Source organism: Pseudomonas sp. AG1028 (assembly GCF_007993955.1).
Classification (GTDB): Bacteria; Pseudomonadota; Gammaproteobacteria; order Pseudomonadales; family Pseudomonadaceae; genus Aquipseudomonas; species Aquipseudomonas straminea.
Map to the genome: position 1 here is coordinate 13659 of NZ_VIVP01000016.1, position 21119 is coordinate 34777.

Genomic DNA, 21119 nt, shown 5'->3' on the forward strand with positions numbered 1-21119 from the left:
TGTGCCCGTTACCGGCGCGGCGCCACGGCGGCGTGGTAAACTTGGCACCACTTTCCGCAGCCAATCGGGCTGCTCACTGTCGCATGGCGACAGCCACTTCCAGCTGGCCACGAGGCCGGGAGATCGGATAGATGCACACGACGCAGTTGGTCGACCCCTTCGGCCGACGCATTACCTACCTGCGACTCTCGGTGACCGATCGCTGCGACTTCCGCTGCACCTACTGCATGAGCGAGGACATGGTGTTCGCGCCGCGCTCGCAGATCCTCAGCCTGGAAGAGCTGTACAACGTCGCCGAAGCGTTCATCGGGCTGGGCGTCAAACGCATCCGCATCACCGGCGGCGAGCCGCTGGTGCGCAAGAATCTATTGAGCCTGTTGCGCCGCCTGGGCGAGCGCCCCGAGCTCGAGGATCTATCGATCACCACCAACGGCTCGCAGCTTTCGCACATGGCCAACGACCTGCGCGCCGCGGGCGTCACCCGGTTGAACGTCAGCCTCGATTCGCTGCAGCGCGAGCGCTTTGCCGCCTTCACCCGGCGCGACATGCTCGACCAGGTGCTGGCCGGTATCGATGCGGCGGCAGCAGCGGGCTTCAAGCGCATCAAGCTCAACAGCGTGGTGCAGACCGGGCGCAACGACGACGAAGTACTGGGCCTGGTCGAATACGCCATGGCCCGCGGCTTGGACATCAGCTTCATCGAAGAGATGCCGCTGGGGAGTGTGGTCAGCCACCAGCGCGAGCAGACCTTCTGCTCCAGCGAAGTGGTGCGCGAACGTATCGAAACGCGTCACGCGCTGGTGCGCAGCAGTCATGTCACCGGTGGGCCGTCACGCTATTGGCAGGTCGGCGGCAGCGACACCCGCGTGGGCTTCATCTCGCCGCACAGCAACAACTTTTGCGGCGACTGCAACCGCGTGCGCGTCACCGCCGAAGGCAAGCTGGTGCTCTGCCTGGGCCACGACAACGCCTTGGATCTGCGCGGCCTGATGCGCGCCCATCCCGGTGACAGCGAGCGCCTGCGCGAGGCGCTGGTCGGTGCGCTGCAGCTCAAACCCGAGCGTCATCACTTCGAAACCGATGAGCAGGTGCAGGTGATTCGCTTCATGAGCATGACCGGCGGCTAAGCCGTTTCGCTTGCCAGCTGTTTTCTGCATCCAGACGAGCGGTTCGCGCCTAGACGGCGCGGGCCTTTGCTCGTTGTCCGCTGATCGGCGCCTGACCGAGTCGTCAGAAATTGCCCTGAACCTCCGCAACAGGGGCTCACTCCACTTAAGGGAGCGGCCCACATGGGCTTTTTTCTGAAGCGACGAGGAGATTCAAAGTGGATAACAAAGACGTTATATCGGTACTGAATGACCTGATCGAAACCAGCAAAGATGGCGAGAAAGGCTTCAGCGAGTGTGCCGAGGACGTGAAAGAGCCGCGTCTCAAGAGCTTCTTCACCCAACGTTCGCAGGACTGCGCCAGTGCCGCCGCCGAGCTGCAGCAACTGGTCCGCGGCCTGGGCGGCGACCCGGAAACCAGCTCCAGCGTTTCCGGCGCGCTACACCGTGGCTGGGTGGACCTCAAGTCGCTGCTGACCGGCAAGAGCGAAGAGGCCATCCTCAACGAGTGCGAGCGTGGCGAAGACGTAGCGCTGAAGGCCTACCGCGATGCGCTGCAGAAAGACCTGCCGGCCAACGTGCGCGTGGTGCTCGAGAAGCAGATGCAGGGCGTGCAGCGTAACCACGATCAGGTCAAGGCATTGCGCGACTCCGCGCGCGCCAGCTGATCAGCGTTGCCAATGAAAAAGGATGCCTGCGGGCATCCTTTTTTGTGCCCGGCATTCGATGGAGCGGCGCCTGAACAGTCAACGCAGGCCTGATTGAACCAGCCTTTGAAAGCGTCCGACGCACAGCTAGAGCGCGCGGGCTCACTCCGACGTATCTAAAAAAACGATCATCAGCGGCAGAACCTTGCATCGATAATGGTTCTTAATGACGTTGCGTTATACCTTTGTTACCCTGTGTTTCAGTTTTTTTCGCGACTCTCTGTCTTCCGTTCTACTCCGCAGTAAAAGGTTTGCTCCCTCGATGACTATCCCTGCGTTCGTGTTACGTCTCACGGCCCTCGTGTGCCTGGTGTGCAGCGCCGCCGCGCACGCCACCGATTATCCGCTCACCGTTACCGACCTGGCGGGCCGCCAGGTGACCATCGAGCACGAGCCCAAGCGCGTCGTCCTGCAGGACGGCCGCGACCTGTTCAGCCTGGCGCTGCTCGACCGCGACGACCCGTTCGCGCGCATTTCGGTGTGGAACAACATCATCAAACGCTCGGATCCCAACACTTGGGCGCTGTTCGAGAAGCAGTGGCCGAAGAGCGCCAACAAGGCCACCGACATGCAGTTCGGTGACGATGGCGACATGAATCTGGAAGCGGTGGTGGCCGGCAAGCCCGATCTGCTGGTGTTCCAGCTGCGCGCGCGCAAGTCGTTGGAAGGTGCCGGTGTCGAACGCAAGCTGGCGGCCCTGAAGATTCCGGCGATCTACGTCGACACCGACCTGGATCCGGTGCCCCACAGCCAGAAAAGCATCGAGTTGCTCGGCAAGGTGCTGAACCGCGAAGCGCGCGCCACCGAATACCTGGACTTCTACAAGGCGCGCCTGGCCAAGGTCGACAAGCTGGTGGCCGAGCAGGGCAAGCGCCCGCTGGTGTTCGTCGAGGCCAAGGCCGGGCAGGGCGGCTCCAGCGCCTGCTGCTTCACCCACGGCGAGGTTTACTGGGGCAAGCTGGTGCAGGCCGCCGGCGGCGACAACCTCGGCAGCCAGATCCTGCCGGGCGTGACCGGTGACGTGACCCTGGAGACGGTGATCAGCAAGAAGCCGGATGTCTACGTGATGAGCGGCACCCAGTTCAAGGACAGCACCTCGATCTCGCCGCCGTTCGGCTTCGGCCCGACCGTACAGCAGCCGGCCATCGACAAGGCCATGGCCCAACTGCTCAAGCGTCCGGGCATGGCGCAGCTGCAGGCGACCCGGCAGAACCGCGTGTACGGCGTGTACCACCACTTCTATGCTAGCGCCTGGAACATTCTGGCGGTCGAGTACCTGGCCCAGGCGTTTTACCCGCAGGCCGCTGTCGGGCTCGACCCTGCCGCCAGCACCCGCACCTTGCTGGGCATGACCGGCCTGGGCAACGTGCCGGCTATCCTGTTCAGCCAGGCGCCGCACGTTGAGTGAGTCGGTCGTGGGCGCCGCGCCCGGCGCCGGCGACTATCAGCAGCGCTACGCCCGCGCGGTCTGGCAGCGCAGCCTGCTGCTGGTCGGCCTGCTGGTAGTGGCGCTACTGGCGTTCATCGCCGATCTGGTGGTGGGCTCCGGCACCCTTAGCTTCGCCGATGCGGTGCAGGGGCTCTTCAAGCCCGACCAGGTGGATGATTCGACGCGGGTAATCCTCTGGGAACTGCGCATGCCCATGACCCTGATGGCGGTGCTGGCCGGCACCTGTCTGGCGCTGGCCGGGTTGATCATGCAGACGGTGCTCGACAATCCGCTGGCCGAGCCCTTCACCCTCGGTATTTCCTCGGCGGCGGGCTTCGGCGCGGCGCTGGCGCTGACCTTCAATCTGTCGCTGGCCCAGTGGCTGCCCGGCTTCGGTGCGGAGATGCTGGTCACCGCCAATGCGTTTCTGTTCTCGCTGCTCACCGTCGGTGTGATCCTGTTGCTGACCCGCGGGCAGATCGGCCTGCAGGCCATCACCCTGCTGGGGATCGCCGTGCATTTCGTGTTCAGCTCGCTGCTCGGCCTGGTGCAGTACGTGTCCAGCGTCGACCAGCTACAGAGCATCGTGTTCTGGCTGATGGGCTCGCTGCTCCACGTCACCTGGACCAAGGTCGGGCTATGCGCGGTGATCGCCCTGGTGGCGGTGCCGTTGGTGCTGATGCAGGCCTGGGCGCTGACCGCGCTGCGCAGTTTTGGCGACCAGGCTGTGGTATTCGGCATTCGCGTCAAGCGGGTGCGCACCAGCATGCTGGTACTGGCCGCGCTGCTCGCGGGTGCAGTGACCTCTGTGGTCGGCATCATCGGCTTCGTCGGTCTGGTGGCGCCCCATGTGGCGCGCCTGCTGGTTGGTGAGGATCAGCGCTTCACCATCGGCGTGACCCTGGCCTGCGGCGTCATCTTCGTCACCCTGGCGTCGCTGGCCAGCAAGCTGATCGTGCCGGGCGCCGTGCTGCCCATCGGCATGGTCACCTCGCTGATCGGCCTGCCGTTCTTTATCGTCTTGATCCTGCGCGACCGGAGGTTGACGTCCCGATGAGTTTCGTCAGCCAGAATTACGGCGTGTCCATCAACGGCCGGCCGATCATTCGTGACTTCGCCGTGCGCGCCGAGGCAGGCCGCACCCTGGCGCTGCTCGGTGCCAACGGCGCGGGCAAATCGACCTTCATGAAGGGGCTGTGCGGGCTGCTGCGTGCCGAGGGCTCGGCGACCATCGATGGTACCCAACTGCTCGGCCTGGAGCCGGCGTTGCGGGCGCGGCTGATCGGCTACGTGGCCCAGGACATGGCCCACCTCGATGTGCGCTTGTCTACCTACGAGCTGCTGTTGCTGGCGCAGCACGGTGGCGCGCGGGGCTGGTCGACCCAGCGCGATAGCCAGCGGCGCGCCAGTGAAGTGCTCGACCTGCTGGGGCTGCAGCGCTTTGCCGAAAAGCAGCCGGGGCAGCTGTCCGGCGGTGAGCGGCAGATGATTTCCCTCGCCCTGGCGCTGGTGCGCAGCCCACGCCTGCTGCTGCTCGACGAGCCGACCTCGGCGCTGGACCTGGCCAACCAGTTGCACATGCTCAAGGCGGTCAGCGCCTACACACGCCGCGAAAAGATCGTCACCCTGGCGATCTTCCACGACATGAACCTGGCCAGTCGTTATGCCGACGATGCGCTGATGATCAGCCAGGGCCATGTACACGGCTGCGGTACTACGGAAGAAATGCTCACTCCTGAGCATCTGGCCGCGGTGTATGGCGTCGATTGCCGGACCTTGAGCGTGGACGGTGGCGCCTATACCGCGATCTATCCGGTGTCGGTGATCGGCACCTAACCCGGGTATCGCTGCGCTCAACCCGGGCTACAGGCTGTAGCTGACTAACACCTGTGGGAGCGGGCCATGCCCGCGAAGCTGTCGCGGGCATGGCCCGCTCCCGCAATCTGTTCTCACCTCCTCAAATCCCATGTAATCCGCTTAGGCAGGCCTAGATATAAGGCTGGAGTGTTACCGCTACCGGCTTTCAGCCATTGCGCCGATGAACGCTGTTCCCCGCCGCAAAGGTCTCCCGGATCACCCGATCATCGCCCAGGGTGATTATCGCGAACAGCCGCTCGGCCAGGTTGCTACTCTGCTGTAAGCGATAGTTGATCAGCGGTGTGGCCTGGTAGTCGAGTACCACGAAGTCCGCGTCCTTGCCCGCCTCGAAGTTGCCGATGCGCTCGTCCAGATACAGCGCTCGGGCGCTGCCCAGGGTCGCCAGGTACAGCGACTTGAACGGATCGAGCTTCTGGCCCTGCAGCTGCATGATCTTGTAGGCCTCACTGAGCGAGCGCAGTTGCGAGAAGCTGGTGCCGGCGCCGATGTCGGTGCCCAGGCCGACGCGTACCTTGTGCTGCTCCATGCGCTTGAGGTCGAACAGGCCGCTGCCGAGAAACAGGTTGGAGGTCGGGCAGAAGGCCACCGCCGACCCGGTCTCGGCCAGGCGCTGGCATTCGGCGTCGCACAGGTGCACGGCGTGGGCGAACACCGAGCGTGGGCCGGTGAGCTGGTGCTTGTCGTAGACGTCCAGGTAGCCGCCATTGTCAGGGAACAGCTCCTTGACCCACTCGACCTCCTGGCGGTTTTCCGACAGGTGCGTGTGCAGGTACAGGTCCGGGTATTCGCCCAGCAGGCGCCCGGCCATGGCCAGTTGCTCCGGCGTGCTGGTCGGCGCGAAACGCGGCGTCACCGCATAGTGCAGGCGGCCCTTGCCGTGCCAGCGCTCGATCAGTTCACGGCTGTCGGCGTAGCCGGATTCCACCGTATCGGTCAGCGCCTCGGGGGCGTTACGGTCCATCAGCACCTTGCCGGCGATCATGCGCAGGTCCAGTGTGCTGGCCACCTCGAAGAGGGCGTCCACCGACTGCTTGTGCACGCTGCCGAACACCAGCGCGGTGGTGGTGCCATTGCGCAGCAGTTCCTTGACGAACACCTCGGCCACTTGGTGGGCGTGGGCCTGGTCGGCGAAACGCATCTCGGTCGGAAAGGTGTAGGTATTCAACCAGTCGAGCAGTTGCTCGCCGTAGGCGCCGATCATGCCGGTCTGCGGGAAATGGATATGGGTGTCGATGAAGCCCGGGGTGATCAGCGCGTTGTCGTAGTGGGTCAGGGCAACGCCCGCCAGGCGCGGCAGCAGCTCGCTAGCTGGGCCCACGTCGCGCACCTTGCCGTCTTCGACCAGCAGAATGCCGTCCTCGAAATAGGTGTAGGACGCCTCGATACCGACTTCGGCCGGGTCGGCCAGGCTGTGCAGGATGGCGCCGCGGTAGGCGTGGGGGACGTTGGACATGGGGCCTCGATTCAATTCCGATGGAGCAGGGTGGGCTTCGCGGATGGCGATGCCCACTGGGCGAGCGCCCTGATAATGGGCGCTCGCCGCTGTGAGCCGGGATTCTGCGCGACAAGCGTGGCGTCGACAACTACGCCTGCGACGAATGTTGACCTGATGGTCAGGGGGTGGGGCGAGGCGCCGCGCCGTCGGGCTCGGCCGTCGTCGCGTCGGCCTTCAGGGTTTCCGGCATGCCCAACAGTAGAAGAACCGCGCAGCCGGCCACCGCTGCCAGCACCAGAAACGCACTGTCGTAGCCATTGGCCTCGGCGACATAACCGGCCAGGCCGTTGCTCAGCGCTGCGCCGATGCCGAACACCAGGCTCACGCTGGCCAGGCTGACGTTGAAATGGCCGCTGCCGTGTGTCAGGTCGCGCACCATCAGCGGAATCAGTGCGCCGAACAGGCCGGCGCCGATGCCGTCGAGCAATTGCACGGATACCAGCCAAACCGGATCGTCGCTCAGCGTATAGAGTACGCCGCGAATCGGCAGGATCAGAAAACCCGCCAGCAGCAGCGGCTTGCGCCCCCAGCGATCGGCGCGGGCGCCGACCAGCATGGCCGCCGGTATCATCACCAGCTGGGCTGCGACGATACAGGCCGAGATCAGTGTGGTCGCCAGCTCCGGATTGGCCAGCGCGAGCTTCTGGCCCACCAGCGGCAGCATCGCGGCGTTGGCCAGGTGAAACAGCGCACAGCACAGCGCCAATAGCACCAGCGGCGGTTGGGTGAGCAGCTCGCGCAGCGGCGTCATGGCGGCGCCGACGTCGCGGCCACGGGCCAGGTCGGCATCGACGGCGCGCGCCGGAATGCTCAGCACCGACAGCAGGCTCAATATCGCCATGACGGTCATCAGGTAGAACACCGCCACAGGTCCCCACAGGTAGGCGAACAAACCCGCAAGCAGCGCGGCGGTGGCGTTACCGGCGTGGTTGAAGGATTCGTTGCGGGCGATGCGCCGGGTGAAGGCCTTTGGCCCGACGATGCCCAGGGTGATGCCAGCCAGCGCTGGGGCGAACACCGAAGACGCCATGCCGGCGGCGATCTGGCTGACCGCTACCCAGGCGAATTGCGCCTGCCACAGGGTGACCAGGCAGGCGAGGGTGACCAGAATGGAGGCGGCTGCGACCAGCAGGCGCTTGTCGCGCACCCAGTCGACCAGGGCGCCAGCCGGAATCTGCGCCGCCAGGCCGGCCAGCCCACCGAGGGCCATGACCAGGCCGATATCGCCGGGCTGCCACTTGTGCACCGAGAGCAGATAGATGGCGAGATAAGGCCCGAGCCCGTCGCGTACATCAGCCAGAAAGAAATTCAGGCGATCCAGCTTCGCTGCGCATGGGTACGTCTGCATGGGAACCTCGGGCGGCAAGAAAACGCGCCAGGCAATTGCGCTGGCCTGGCGATTGGATGCCAGCGAAGCGGCGGCGTTCCCTGTACATATGCGCGGGGCTTGCTGGAGCCTTGGCTGTGCTAAACTCCCGCCCCTTCTGGCCATTGGCCAGGCCTCACGCTCTCCAAGCATCGCGCCTCAAGGACCTATATGACGCTGTGCGCCGCTGACCTCCCTGCCAATCCGGTTGCCGTCTCGGCGAGTGCCTGCCCGTGCGCCTGAAATCCATCAAGCTGGCAGGCTTCAAGTCCTTCGTCGATCCCACCACGGTGAACTTCCCCAGCAACATGGCGGCGGTGGTCGGGCCTAACGGCTGCGGCAAGTCCAACATCATTGACGCCGTGCGCTGGGTGATGGGCGAAAGCTCGGCGAAGAACCTGCGTGGCGAGTCGATGACCGACGTCATCTTCAACGGCTCCAACACCCGCAAACCGGTGACCCAGGCCAGCATCGAGCTGATCTTCGACAACAGCGACAACACCCTGACCGGTGAGTACGCAGCCTTTGCGGAAATCTCCATTCGCCGCCGGGTGACCCGCGACAGCCAGAACACCTATTTCCTCAACGGCGTGAAATGCCGTCGTCGCGACATCACCGACATCTTTCTCGGCACCGGCCTGGGCCCGCGCAGTTACTCGATCATCGAGCAGGGCATGATCAGCAAGCTGATCGAGGCCAAACCCGAGGAGCTGCGCAACTTCATCGAAGAGGCGGCGGGCATTTCCAAGTACAAGGAACGCCGCCGCGAGACCGAGAGCCGTATCCGCCGCACCCAGGAAAACCTGGCGCGCCTGACTGACCTGCGTGAAGAGCTGGAGCGCCAGCTCGAGCGCCTGCACCGTCAGGCCCAGGCGGCCGAGAAGTATCAGGAATACAAGGCCGAGGAGCGTCAGCTCAAGGCGCAGCTGACCGCGCTGCGCTGGCAGACGCTGAACGAGCAGGTCGGCCAGCGCGAGGCGGTGATCGGCAATCAGGAAGTTTCCTTCGAGGCGCTGGTGGCCGAGCAGCGCAACGCCGACGCCAGCATCGAACGGCTGCGCGATGGCCACCATGATCTGTCCGAGCGTTTCAACCTGGTACAGGGGCGCTTCTATTCGGTGGGCGGCGATATCGCCCGGGTCGAGCAGAGCATCCAGCATGGCCAGCAACGCCTGCGCCAGCTGCAGGACGACCTGCGCGAAGCCGAGCGCGCGCGTCTGGAAACCGAATCGCACCTGGGCCATGACCGCACCTTGCTGGCGACCCTCGGCGAAGAACTGGCCATGCTCGAACCGGAGCAGGAAATCACCGCGGCGGCTGCCGAGGAATCCGCCGCCGCCCTGGAGGAATCCGAGACCGGCATGCACAGCTGGCAGGAGCAGTGGGACGCCTTCAACCAGCGCAGCGCCGAGCCGCGTCGCCAGGCCGAAGTGCAGCAGTCGCGCATCCAGCAACTGGAGCAGAGCCTGGAGCGCCTCAGTGAACGCCAACGGCGCCTGGGCGATGAGCTGCAGCAGTTGGCGGCCGACCCGGAAGATGCGGCGATCATCGAGCTGGGCGAGGAGATTGCGGTCGGCGAGCTGGATCTGGAGCAATTGCAGGAACAGGAAGCCGAGCAGGCCGAACGCTTGCAGCAATTGCGTGACGAACTGCAACACACCGGTCAGGCCCAGCAGCAGGCCCAGGGCGAGCTGCAACGCCTCGATGGTCGCCTCGCGTCGCTGGAAGCCTTGCAGCAGGCCGCGCTGGATCCGGGCAAGGGCACGGCGCAATGGTTGCGCGACAACGGCCTCGATCAGCGCCCGCGCCTGGCCGAAGGCCTGCGGGTGGAAGCCGGCTGGGAGCTGGCGGTGGAAACCGTACTCGGTGCCGACCTGCAGGCCGTGCTGCAGGATGATTTCGGCGGGCTGGATTTCGCCGCCCTTGAGCAGGGCGAATTGCGCCTGGTGTCGGCGGCCGGCGATAGCCAGCGCATCCCCGGCAGCCTGCTGGACAAGGTCGAGTCACCCGTGGACCTGGCGCCCTGGCTGGGCCGCGTGCGCCCTGTCGAAAACCTCGATCAGGCCCTGGCAGAACGCGCCACGCTGGCATCCGGCGAAAGCCTGGTCAGCCGCGATGGCTATTGGGTTGGCCGGCACTTCCTGCGGGTGCGGCGTGCCAGCGAGGCGCAGAGCGGCGTCCTGGCCCGGGCTCAGGAGCTGGAGACGCTGGGCCTGGAGCGGGACGAGCGCGAGGCCGCGCTGGCGCTGCTGGAGGAAAGCCTGCAGGCCCTGCGCGAGCGCCAGCGTCAGGAAGAAGAATTGCGCGAGCAGCAGCGCCGCCAGTTGCAGGATCAGGCGCGCCGCCTGGGCGAGCTGAAGGCGCGGCTGTCAGCCGGTCAGGCCAAGGCCGAGCAGTTGTTGCTGCGGCGTCGGCGCATCGAGGCCGAGCAGCAGGAGCTGGCCGAGCAGCGGGCCATGGAAACCGAACAGTTGGGTGAGGCACGCCTGTACCTGCAGGACGCCCTCGACAGCATGGCCCTGGATACCGAGCAGCGCGAAAGCCTGCTGGCCAGCCGCGATGCCTTGCGCGAGCGGCTTGATCGTGTCCGCCAGGAGGCCCGTCAGCACAAGGATCACGCCCACCAGTTGGCCGTACGCCTGGGCTCGCTGCGTGCTCAGCACGATTCCACTCGTCAGGCCCTGGAACGCCTCGAGCTGCAATCCGAGCGCCTCACGGAAAAGCGCGAGCAGCTCGACCTGAACCTGGAAGAGGGTGCTGCACCGCTGGAAGAGTTGCGCCTGAAACTCGAGGAGCTGCTGGAGCGGCGCATGGGCGTCGAAGAGGAACTGCGCCTGGCGCGCCTCGCGCTGGAAGATGCCGATCGCGAACTGCGTGATGCCGAGAAGCGCCGCACCCAGGCCGAACAGCAATCGCAAATGCTGCGTGGCCAGCTGGAGCAGCAGCGCCTGGAATGGCAGTCGCTGAACGTGCGCCGCAAGGCCTTGCAGGACCAGTTGCTGGAAGAGGGCTTTGATCTGCACGGCGTGCTCGCCACCTTGCCCGAGGACGCCAGCGAGGCGGCCTGGGAACAGGCCTTGGAACAGATGGCCGGGCGCATCCAGCGGCTCGGCGCGATCAACCTAGCGGCCATCGAGGAGTACCAGCAGCAATCCGAGCGCAAGCGCTACCTGGATGCCCAGAATGCCGACCTGGTCGAAGCACTGGATACCCTGGAAAACGTCATCCGCAAGATCGACCGGGAAACCCGCAATCGTTTCAAGGAAACCTTCGACCAGATCAACGCCGGCCTGCAGGCGCTTTTCCCGAAAGTTTTCGGCGGTGGCAGCGCATATTTGGAACTCACCGGCGAAGATCTACTCGATACCGGGGTGACCATCATGGCGCGTCCACCGGGCAAGAAGAACAGCACCATCCATTTGCTGTCCGGCGGCGAGAAGGCATTGACGGCGCTGGCGCTGGTTTTTTCGATCTTCCAGCTCAATCCGGCACCGTTCTGCATGCTCGACGAAGTGGACGCTCCGCTGGACGATGCCAACGTCGGGCGTTACGCGCGGCTGGTCAAGGAGATGTCGGAAACCGTGCAGTTCATCTACATCACCCACAACAAGATCGCCATGGAAATGGCCGACCAGTTGATGGGCGTGACGATGCACGAACCCGGTTGTTCGCGTCTGGTTGCGGTGGATGTCGAAGAGGCTTTGGCGATGGTGGACAGCTAAGAAGGCCAAACAGGTTTTTTGTCGCGTAAAAACCGGCCGCAGTGGCGGTTTTACAGCGTTTTGCCGGTGTAAAGTTGCCTTTCGTCGTGCTAGCTTAACGCCCACTTTTGTTGCACGTGGGAAAACGCCATTCAGAACATGGAGTTGGCGCCACGTTTCAAGGTCATCATTACGGGCCAGGACGCCTTTTTTCATCAATTTTTGCTTTAGGGGTCAGGACATTTCATGGAATTCGGTCTACGCGAGTGGCTGATCATCATCGGTATCATCGTCATCGCCGGCATCCTCTTCGATGGCTGGCGGCGGATGCGCGGTGGCAAGGGCAAGCTCAAGTTCCGGCTCGACCGCAACCTGTCCAATCTTCCCGATGAAGAAGGCGATCCCGACGTGCTCAGCCCGCCCCGGGTGGTCGAGCGCAACCATGAACCCTCGCTGGACGAAGACGATCTGCCGTCGATGAGCGCCCGTGACGTCAACAGCCGCCGTCGCGGCGAGCCGCGCCAGGGCGACCTGGATCTGACCGCCGATGAGCCGGTGCCGACGCTGCTCAGCCCGGTGGACGATGAAGATGACGCGCGCACCAGCGTCTCCGCCAAGCAGAGCGACAAGGATCTGCCGCCGGTCGAGGAAGTGCTGGTGATCAACGTCATCGCCCGCGACGAGCAAGGCTTCAAGGGCCCGGCGCTGCTGCAAAACATCCTGGAAAGCGGCCTGCGTTTCGGTGAGATGGACATCTTCCATCGCCACGAGAGCATGGCCGGCAACGGCGAGGTGCTGTTCTCCATGGCCAACGCCCTGAAACCTGGCACTTTCGACCTGGACGACATCGAAGGCTTCAGCACTCGTGCGGTGAGTTTCTTCCTCGGCCTGCCAGGCCCGCGCCATCCCAAGCAGGCCTTCGACGTGATGGTCGCTGCAGCGCGCAAGCTGGCCCATGAACTCAATGGCGAGCTCAAGGACGATCAGCGCAGCGTGCTGACCGCGCAAACCATCGAACATTACCGTCAGCGCATCGTCGAATACGAACGCCGCCTGTTGACGCAAAAACGCTGAAAGAAAGCGGCACCGACAAGCCTCAAGCTACAAGTCCAGCGCTTGGCTTGAGGTTTTTCGTTTCTGTGCCCTGGCCGTGGCCCGCCGAGAATGACCCGCATGAAAGATTCCGCCCAACGTATCCTCGAACTGCGTAACGAACTGGACGCGCACAACTACCGCTACTACGTGCTCGACGAGCCGAGCGTGCCCGACGCCGAGTACGATCGCCTGTTCCGCGAACTGCAGACCCTCGAAGCCGAGCACCCGGAACTGGTGACGCCCGATTCGCCGACCCAGCGCGTCGGCGGTGAAGCGCTCAGCGCCTTTGGCGAAGTACGCCACGAAGTGCCCATGCTCAGCCTTGGCAACGCCTTCGAAGAAGACGACCTGAGGGCCTTTGATCGCAGCGTGCAGAACGGTCTCGGTGTGCAGGGCGGCGATCTGTTCGGCGGCGGTGCCGAGGTCGAATACAGTTGCGAGCCCAAGCTCGACGGCCTGGCAGTGAGCCTGCTGTACCGTGACGGCAAGCTGATACGCGGCGCCACCCGCGGTGACGGCACCACCGGCGAAGACATCAGCGTCAACGTGCGCACCATTCGCAACGTGCCGCTCAAGCTGCAGGGCAGTGGCTGGCCGGATGTGCTGGAAGTGCGCGGTGAGGTGTTCATGTCCCGCGCCGGTTTCGAACGTCTCAACGCTGCTCAGGCCGAGATCGGCGGCAAGACCTTCGCCAACCCGCGCAACGCCGCGGCCGGCAGCCTGCGCCAGCTGGACTCGAAAATCACCGCCAGCCGCCCGCTGGAGTTCTGCTGCTACGGCCTCGGCCAACACAGCGCCGAGCCGGCGCCGACCCAGGTCGGCATGCTGCAGCGCCTGAAAACCTGGGGCATTCCCATCAGCCCCGAACTGAAGCTGGCCAAGGGTGTGGAAGACTGCCTCGCCTATTACCGCTATATCGGCGAGCGACGCATGGGCCTGCCCTATGACATCGATGGCGTGGTGTTCAAGGTCAACAACATCGAAGACCAGCAGCAGCTGGGCTTTCGCGCCCGTACGCCGCACTGGGCCGTCGCCCACAAGTTTCCCGCCATGGAAGAGCTCACCGAGCTGCTCGACGTGGAGTTCCAGGTCGGCCGTACCGGCGCTGTTACGCCGGTGGCACGGCTCAAGCCGGTGAAAGTGGCGGGTGTGACGGTATCCAACGCCACGTTGCACAACATGGACGAGGTGGCGCGCCTCGGGGTGATGATCGGCGACACGGTGATCATCCGCCGCGCGGGTGATGTGATTCCCCAGGTGATGCAGGTGGTTACCGAACGTCGCCCCGAGAACGCGCGCCCGGTGGCGGTGCCGGAGCAGTGCCCGGTGTGCGGCTCGGCGGTGGAGCGCACCCAACTGATCAAACGCAGCAAGGGCCGCGAAACCGTCAGCGAAGGTGCCGTGTATCGTTGCGTCGGCCGCCTGGCCTGCGCCGCCCAGCTCAAGCAGGCGATCATCCATTTCGTGTCGCGACGCGCCATGGACATCGAGGGTCTCGGCGAGAAGAGCGTCGAGCAGTTGGTGGACGAGGGCCTGGTCGGCTCACCAGCCGACCTTTACACCCTGGAGTTCGAACAGATCGTCGGCCTCGCAGGCTTTGCCGAAGTATCCAGCCGCAAGCTGCTCGACGCCATCACCGACAGCAAGCGCCCGAGCCTGGCGCGCTTCATCTACGCCCTCGGCATTCCCGATGTCGGTGAAGAGACCGCCAAGGTGCTGGCGCGCTCCCTCGGTTCGCTGGAGCGCGTCACCCAGGCATTGCCGGAAGTGCTGACCTATCTGCCGGACATCGGCCTGGAAGTGGCCCACGAGATCCACAGCTTCTTCGAGGATGCGCACAACCAGACGGTGATCAGGCACTTGCTCGAGCGTGGCCTCGAGCTGCAGGACCAGGGCGAGCTGGCGGCTGAATTCGCTGCCAGCACCACGCTCGGCGGGTTGCTCGACAAGTTGAACATTCCGTTCGTGGCGGCCACTGGTGCGAAGAACCTGGCCGAGCGCTTCAAGACGCTGCAGGCGGTGATCACCGCCGACTGGCTCGACCTCAGCGCCATGAAGGGCCTCAACGAAAAAGCCAAGCAGTCGGTGCGCGAGTTCTTCGCCAAGGCCGAGAACGCCGATCGCGCGCGGGCCATCGAGGCGCAACTGCGTGATTTCGGCATGCACTGGGAGAGCGAGAAGAAGGTCGTCGAAGGCCTGCCGCTGGCTGGCCAGACCTGGGTGCTGACCGGCAGCCTGGAAGTGATGAGCCGCGATGTCGCCAAGGACAAGCTGGAAAGCCTGGGCGCTAAGGTGGCCGGCTCGGTATCGGCGAAAACCACCTGCGTGGTCGCCGGCCCCGGCGCCGGCTCGAAGCTGGCCAAGGCCACCGAGCTGAACATTCCGGTGCTTGATGAGCAGACGTTTATCGCCAAGCTGGGCGATTACGGGATCGCTGCCGAATGACGGTTTAACGCCTCCAGAAACCGCGACCTCGCGCCGAGGTCGACGCTCCTGCGCAGCGCATAGCCCGGGTCGAGCGCAGCGACACCCAGGGTTTTCTGGGTTTCGCTGCGCTCAACGCCAGGCTACGAGGCCTGCGTGGCTACAACCCATCAGCAGTGGCTCATCAATGCGTTCTCAACCACCCGCCAACATCATCCAGAACGACGTGCCGACCCCGACGATGCTTTCGCCGGCCACCAGCCCAGCCGCGGCGGCGATGGTGAAACGCTCGCCGAGGCTGCGCCAGCGCGACTGAAATACCCAGGCGAGCAGGGCGCCGATCGCCATCATCAGCGAGATCGACGCCGGGATGATGAACGCCAGGCCAAAGGCCGCCGAGCTCGGCAGCAGCCGGGCGAAGGTCGACTGCACCGGCAGGCTCGCTTCCAACACGCCAAACACCACGCCGCCCAGGGCGCCGGCCAGCATGGCCCAGCGAATGCTCACGTCGAGAGAATCGAGGCCATAACCCAGCACTTCGGCGACCGCCTTCCAGGTGGCGACGGCGGGCGCCGGCCATTGTTGGGTGATCAGCATGCTTTGTGGGTCGGGGATCAGGATCTGGTAGACCAGCACGCCGACGATGCTGCCGACCAGAATGCCCAGGCACTGGGCGATCAACTGGTTGTAAGGCTTGGCGCCGATGGCGTGGCCGACCCGGAAGTCATTGAGCAGGTCGGTGCACTGGCCGGCGGCGCCGCCGGCGGTATTGGCGGCCATCAGGTTGACGCTGACCTGCCCCGGTGCGATCACCCCGAACGTCAGTTGCGACAGCTGCCCGGTGGCGCCAATTGGCGGAATGCCGGTCGCCCCGACCACCCGCGCGGCCATGCAGGCGAGCGCCACCGCCAGCGGCACGCTGAGTAGCGCCATCAGCGGGTCGATGTCGAACAGCAGCACCTGCAGCGTCAGCACCAGCAAGGACGCCAGAACCAGCATCAGCAGCGGCAATTTGGCAGGGCTCTGCCGGGGCGTATCGCCAGCGGCGCTGGCGATACGCCGGCTCGCCACGAAGCGCACCGCCAGGGCGGTCAGGGTGGCGCAGACCAGCAGGGTCACGCCGGGCCATAGCAGCCACTCTACCAGCGGAGCGAACTGCGGGCCGCTGGCATCATCGGCGAGCGCGACCAGGCCACTGCTCAGCAACCACGGAGCCAGGCCGCCCCAGGCGATCAAGGCACCAAGCAGCAACGACAGGCCTACTCGGATGCCGATGATGCCGCCAAAGCCGATCAGCAGCGGCGACGGGTCGAGGTTGAAGGTCAGCCGTTCCAGTTGCGCACTGGGCGACCAGCGCGGCAGGTTGTATAGGAAGGTATCTGCCCATTTCACCAGCCCGCCGAGCAGCGCCGCGGCGCCGAGCACGCAGAGACGTTGCAGCGCATCGCGGCCATGGTTGTAGACCTGCTGCATGGTTTCCAGGGTGGCGACCGCCTCGGGAAAGCGCAGGCGGGTGTCCTCGACCATGCTGCGACGCAGGTACCAGGCCACCCAGATACCCAGAAAGCTCACCGAGAACACCCAGGCCACCAATGGCAGCGTCGGCAGCTGTTGCCCGGTCAGCAGGGTGTAAGCTGGTATGGGCGCCACCAGGCCGCCGGAGATGATCGAAGCGGCCGCCGAGGCGGTGGTCTGATTGATGTTGCTTTCGCGCATGCTCCAGGCGGTGCCCAGACGCCAGCGCACCAGGCTTTGCCAGATGCCGTAGCTGACCAGCAGGGCGATGATCGACATGTTGAACGACCAGCCGATTTTCAGCCCGGAATAAATGTTAGACGGCGTCAGCAGGGCGCCGAGCAATACACCGGAAAACAGGGCGCGGAAGGTGAGTTCGCGATCGGCGAGCATGGCGAGCCTGCATCTGACGAGTGTCGTCGTTTGAGGCGTCAGGCTGGCGGGGGTTCAGTCTTAAAGGAGGGCGTTCTTTGCGGGGAAGAGCAGCGGGACGCCTTGTGACGCCCCGCTGATGGATCAGTTGACCGCGTCGGTCAGTGCCTTGGCCGGTACGAACTTCACGACCTTCTTGGCAGCGATTTCGATGGCTTTGCCAGTCTGCGGGTTGCGACCGGTGCGCGCCGGGCGCTCGCTTACCTTCAGTTTGCCGATGCCCGGCAGGGTGATTTCACCACCATTTTCCAACGCATCGCTGACGATCTCGCTCAGCTGATCGAGTGCCGCGCGGACGGTGGTCTTCGGCGTGTCGATAGCTTCTGCGATGTCACCGATCAGTTGGTCTTTGGTAATGGCCATGTGATTGCTCCTTGGGGATGAAAAGTCTGGCGCTGGATACGCCGCTACTCATAGTTGATCGATCAGAGCTGCACTGCCCGATCGGTCAGGCTTCATTGTGACCTACCTGCTGCCGGTTAATTCCGCCGTACTGCTCAAATCCGTGCGCTTGCGAGCGTTTCTCATGTTTTTCCAAGGGTGTTAAGTTCGCGTAAAGATACTGGCGGTTTGCCTTTCTGTTCCTTTAAATGGGGCTATTCTCCTGAAAACAGTCGCCAGAGCCATTCCGGTTCTGCTGGGGGAAGCCATGTTGCGCTTATTCGCCGATCTTGGGTTTCGTTCGAAGATTGCCCTGCCGATCATCTTCCTCGCACTGTTGCTGGTGCTGATGGGCAGCCTGGCTATGTGGGGCATCAGCCAGGTGGTTGGCGCCAGCAATCGACTCACTCACCAATTTCTGCCAGGCGTGAGTCTGCTGCTCAACGCCGACCGCGACCTCTATCAGGCGCTAGTCGCCGAGCGCAGCCTGCTCAGCGATGGTGCTCGAGAACATGTAGCGGATCTGCGCCAGTCCCAGGCAGAAAACGTTCAGCAGGCCGCTGACCGCGTCCGTGCCTATGGGCAGATGGCGCCGGGCGACGAGGCCATGCGCCTGGTGGGCGACTTCGAACGTGCATTCGCAACCTGGCAGCGCAGTGCCGCTCAAGTCATGCAACTGATCAACACGGATCCGGCCGCCGCCGCCCGCTTGAGCTTCGGCGACAGCGAGGCGCAATTCGATGCCATGCGCGAGGTGATCAACAAGCTTGGCGAGTTGGAGGATCAGGCTGCCAAGGATGTCGGTACAGCGGCTATTGCCCACGGCGAACGCCTTGGCTGGCAGCTCGGTGTGGCAGTGGGCAGCGGGTTGCTGGTCTGCTTGCTGCTGATCATCGCCTTCCCCACGCTGGTCACGCGGCCGCTACACCGCTTGCTCGACCGCATTGACCAACTGGCCGATGGCGATGGCGACCTACGCGTACGCCTTGAAGTATCGTCACGCGACGAGCTCGGCCGCCTCAGTGCCAGCTTCAATCGTTTCCTCGACAAGCTGCACCCGATGATCAGCGATGTAGGTCGGGTCACCGGCGAGGTCGCCAGTGCGGCGAAAGGCCTGGCGGTGATGGCCGCCACCAATGACCGGCTGATCAACAGCGAGCATGCGGCGGTCGATCAGGTCAGTACCGCAGCCACTGAAATGAGTGCAGCGGTGCATGAGGTCGCGCGTAGTGCCCAAGGCGCAGCCGATAGCGTACGTCACGCCGAAACCCAGTCCCGTGAAGGCGCGCGGGTGGTCGGGGCGACCATTCAGACCATTCGTCATCTGGCTGGTGAAGTGGAGAGTGCTTCGCAGAGCATTCAGGCGCTGGAGCAGGAAGCCGGTCGCATTGGTGAGGTATTGGCGGTGATCCGCGGCATTGCCGAGCAGACCAATCTATTGGCCCTCAACGCCGCAATCGAGGCCGCGCGAGCGGGCGAACAGGGGCGCGGCTTCGCTGTGGTGGCCGACGAGGTGCGGGCTCTGGCAGCGCGCACCCAACAGTCGACAACCGACATTCAGGACATGATCCAGCGCCTGCAAGGCGGTGTGCAGAATGCCGTCAAAGCCACCCACTCGGGCAGTTTGAAGGCCCGGGAAAGTGTCGAGCAGGCAGCGGGTGTGGATCAGGCTCTAAGCGATACCAGTGATTCGCTGCAACGCATCAACGATATGACGGCCCAAATCGCCACCGCCTGTGAGCAGCAAAGCAGTGTCACCGAGGAGATCGCCCGTAATATCACCGATATTCGTGAACTCTCCAACGAGGCAGCGAACACCTCGCAGCAGAGCACCCAAGCCAGTCAGCGCCTGTCCGAGCTGTCCGGGGACCTCGCGCGACTGGTCGGCCGCTTCCGCGTCTGAGGCCGCACATATACGCTAAGTGCTTGAAGCAGTTGTAAGTTCGGCACAAGCCGGTACAATGGCGCCGGCTCACTGCATGGTGAGCCGCTTTATGGTGGTCCTGCCGGTCCCCCCGCAACGATTACCCGTGAACCTGGTCAGATCCGGAAGGAAGCAGCCACAGCGGGAACATTGTGTGCCGGGGTGTGGCTGGCAGGATCGCCTCCATCTCCCAGGCCCGTTCGGGTCACTCGATTTTCGAAATACAGCTTCGGCGCTCGGTACCTACCGCAGCGGCGTTTTCTGCTGTCCGTCGTTTTTGTTCCGGCGAGTGTTCTTTCCCGTTGGCCATGAAAAAGCCCGTCGCAGGGACGGGCAAAGGGTGACACTGGAGAAGGGTACGCTGGCTTACAGGATCGACAGCGGGTAGTTGAAGATCAGGCGGTTCTCGTCGAACTCGTTGTTGCTGAAGTCGCGGCGGATGCTCGCGTTACGCCAGCGCACGCTCAGGTTCTTGAAGGCGCCGTCCTGGATCACGTAGGCCAGCTCGGTCTCACGGCCCCATTCCTTGCCATCGTCGGTTGCAGCGGTATGCACGTTGCTGCCGCTGATGTAGCGGTTCATCAGGGTCAGGCCCGGGATACCGACACCGGCGAAGTTGAAGTCATGCCGTACCTGCCAGGATTTTTCCTTGGCATTGTCGTAGGACGAGTTGTAGCTGTCGTTAGCCAGGGTGCCGCCACTGGTGCCGTTGACGCGCATCCAGCCGGTGTCGCCGGTAACCTTCTGCAGGCCGACGTAGAAGGTGTTGCTGCCGTACTTGGCGGAGAACAGGCCCGAGTAGGTCTTGTTGTCCAGTTTGCCGGCGCGCGCGGAGCCGTCGTCTTCACCCTGGAAATAGCCGAGGTTTGCGCCCAGGGTCCAGTCGCCGATGGGCTGGCTGTGGGTCAGTTGCAGGTACTGCTGCTCGTAGACGTCCTTCAGTTCGGCGCCCCACAGGCCGATCATGGTGCGGTCGCCGTTGAACTTGTACTCGCCGCCGACGAAGTTGAAACGGTTGGAGTCATTGGCTGCGCTGTTGCCGTTCAGGAACATGTTTTCCATGCTGGCGTTGTTGCGTTCGCTGTTCTGGCGGAACTGGCCGCCGTACAGCGTCAGGCCGGCGATTTCGTTGGAGGTGACCTGGGCACCTTCGAACGTTTGCGGCAGCGAGCGACCATCGTCGGCACGCAGGATCGGCAGCACCGGCATCCATTCGCCGACCTTCAGTTCGGTCTTGGAGATCTTGGCCTTGGCAGCCAGCGCCAGGCGACCATAATCGTCAGCCGGGCGGCCGTCGTCATGCCGGGGTAGCAGGCCGGTGCCGTAGGTGCCGCGACCGCCGTCGAGCTTGAGCGAAAGCATGCCCAGCGCATCGACCCCGAAGCCGACCACGCCCGGCGTGTAACCGGAGCGGGCATCGAGAATGAAGCTCTGCGTCCATTCCTCGGCTTTGCTCTGCGGCGCCGCCGCGCTCGGGCCCTCGGGATTGGTGAAGTTGCGGTTGATATAGAAGTTGCGCAGGTTCAGCGACACCTTGGCGTCGTCGACGAAGCCCTCGGCGTGGGCGCCCATCGGCAGGGCGAGAGCAACGCCGAGGGCCAGCAGCGAGGGGGCGAGCAAACAGCGGCTGCGAACTGCGGTTTCGATCGGTTTCATGACGATTTTC

The 21119-nt window shown here is 64.2% G+C and carries 14 protein-coding genes, 1 other RNA gene and 1 pseudogene; 11 read left to right on the plus strand and 5 right to left on the minus strand.

Annotated features, from left to right (window positions below; translation table 11 throughout):
- Positions 1-131: 131 nt before the first annotated feature.
- The 5 genes from moaA to FB481_RS22415 all read left to right on the plus strand — a co-directional run bounded on the left by moaA (position 132) and on the right by FB481_RS22415 (position 5078).
- Complete coding sequence (moaA, locus tag FB481_RS22395; RefSeq protein WP_147177923.1) at positions 132-1127, plus strand: GTP 3',8-cyclase MoaA; 996 nt, start codon at positions 132-134, stop codon at positions 1125-1127.
- Positions 1128-1324: 197 nt separating this feature from the next.
- Positions 1325-1774, plus strand: coding sequence for a PA2169 family four-helix-bundle protein (locus FB481_RS22400; protein ID WP_013791723.1), 450 nt, complete (start codon positions 1325-1327; stop codon positions 1772-1774).
- A gap of 301 nt (positions 1775-2075) precedes the next feature.
- On the plus strand, positions 2076-3221 hold the full coding sequence (locus FB481_RS22405; RefSeq protein ID WP_147177925.1) for an ABC transporter substrate-binding protein: 1146 nt from the start codon (positions 2076-2078) through the stop codon (positions 3219-3221).
- Positions 3214-4299, plus strand: a complete 1086-nt coding sequence (locus FB481_RS22410) for an iron ABC transporter permease (RefSeq protein ID WP_218571913.1) — start codon at positions 3214-3216, stop codon at positions 4297-4299. The genes FB481_RS22405 and FB481_RS22410 overlap by 8 nt, the downstream gene beginning before the upstream one ends.
- Positions 4296-5078 (plus strand): ABC transporter ATP-binding protein, encoded by a 783-nt coding sequence (locus FB481_RS22415; protein WP_147177927.1) that lies wholly within the window; start codon positions 4296-4298, stop codon positions 5076-5078. The genes FB481_RS22410 and FB481_RS22415 overlap by 4 nt, the downstream gene beginning before the upstream one ends.
- A 187-nt stretch (positions 5079-5265) precedes the next feature.
- Here the strand turns inward: FB481_RS22415 and guaD are convergent, their stop codons facing one another.
- Together guaD and FB481_RS22425 are read right to left on the minus strand one after the other, a co-directional pair.
- Positions 5266-6573 (minus strand): guanine deaminase, encoded by a 1308-nt coding sequence (gene guaD, locus FB481_RS22420; protein ID WP_147177929.1) that lies wholly within the window; start codon positions 6571-6573, stop codon positions 5266-5268.
- Between the two features lie 160 nt (positions 6574-6733).
- Positions 6734-7963, minus strand: coding sequence for an MFS transporter (locus tag FB481_RS22425; RefSeq protein WP_147177931.1), 1230 nt, complete (start codon positions 7961-7963; stop codon positions 6734-6736).
- A 251-nt stretch (positions 7964-8214) separates the two neighbouring features.
- Between FB481_RS22425 and smc the strand changes: the two genes are divergently transcribed.
- The 3 genes from smc (at position 8215) to ligA (ending at position 15222) form a co-directional block, all read left to right on the plus strand.
- Entirely contained in the window at positions 8215-11703 is a 3489-nt protein-coding gene (gene smc / locus FB481_RS22430) for a chromosome segregation protein SMC (protein WP_147177933.1), read from the plus strand.
- A gap of 225 nt (positions 11704-11928) precedes the next feature.
- A complete protein-coding gene (gene zipA / locus FB481_RS22435) occupies positions 11929-12756 on the plus strand; it encodes a cell division protein ZipA (RefSeq protein WP_147177935.1) in 828 nt (275 codons plus the stop codon).
- A gap of 99 nt (positions 12757-12855) precedes the next feature.
- The gene (gene ligA / locus FB481_RS22440; RefSeq protein ID WP_147177937.1) at positions 12856-15222 is read left to right on the plus strand and encodes an NAD-dependent DNA ligase LigA; all 2367 of its coding nucleotides are present in this window, start codon (positions 12856-12858) and stop codon (positions 15220-15222) included.
- Between the two features lie 174 nt (positions 15223-15396).
- Here the strand turns inward: ligA and FB481_RS22445 are convergent, their stop codons facing one another.
- Positions 15397-17109, minus strand: a complete 1713-nt coding sequence (locus FB481_RS22445) for an OPT family oligopeptide transporter (protein ID WP_147177939.1) — start codon at positions 17107-17109, stop codon at positions 15397-15399.
- A gap of 123 nt (positions 17110-17232) precedes the next feature.
- Positions 17233-17511, minus strand: coding sequence for an HU family DNA-binding protein (locus FB481_RS22450; protein WP_013791713.1), 279 nt, complete (start codon positions 17509-17511; stop codon positions 17233-17235).
- A 286-nt stretch (positions 17512-17797) separates the two neighbouring features.
- Here FB481_RS22450 and FB481_RS23755 point away from each other — a divergent pair.
- The 3 genes and pseudogenes from FB481_RS23755 to ffs form a co-directional block, all read left to right on the plus strand.
- Positions 17798-18574, plus strand: a pseudogene (locus FB481_RS23755) (MCP four helix bundle domain-containing protein); the annotation flags it as partial.
- Positions 18575-18652: 78 nt separating this feature from the next.
- Positions 18653-19432: a methyl-accepting chemotaxis protein gene (locus tag FB481_RS23760; protein WP_372239585.1), complete on the plus strand. Its 780-nt coding sequence runs from the start codon at positions 18653-18655 to the stop codon at positions 19430-19432.
- 101 nt (positions 19433-19533) lie between these two features.
- Positions 19534-19630, plus strand: an RNA gene (gene ffs / locus FB481_RS22460) — signal recognition particle sRNA small type.
- 189 nt (positions 19631-19819) lie between these two features.
- On the opposite strand, the gene FB481_RS22465 is transcribed toward ffs, so the two are convergent.
- Complete coding sequence (locus FB481_RS22465; RefSeq protein ID WP_372239586.1) at positions 19820-21025, minus strand: OprD family porin; 1206 nt, start codon at positions 21023-21025, stop codon at positions 19820-19822.
- Positions 21026-21119: the final 94 nt, after the last annotated feature.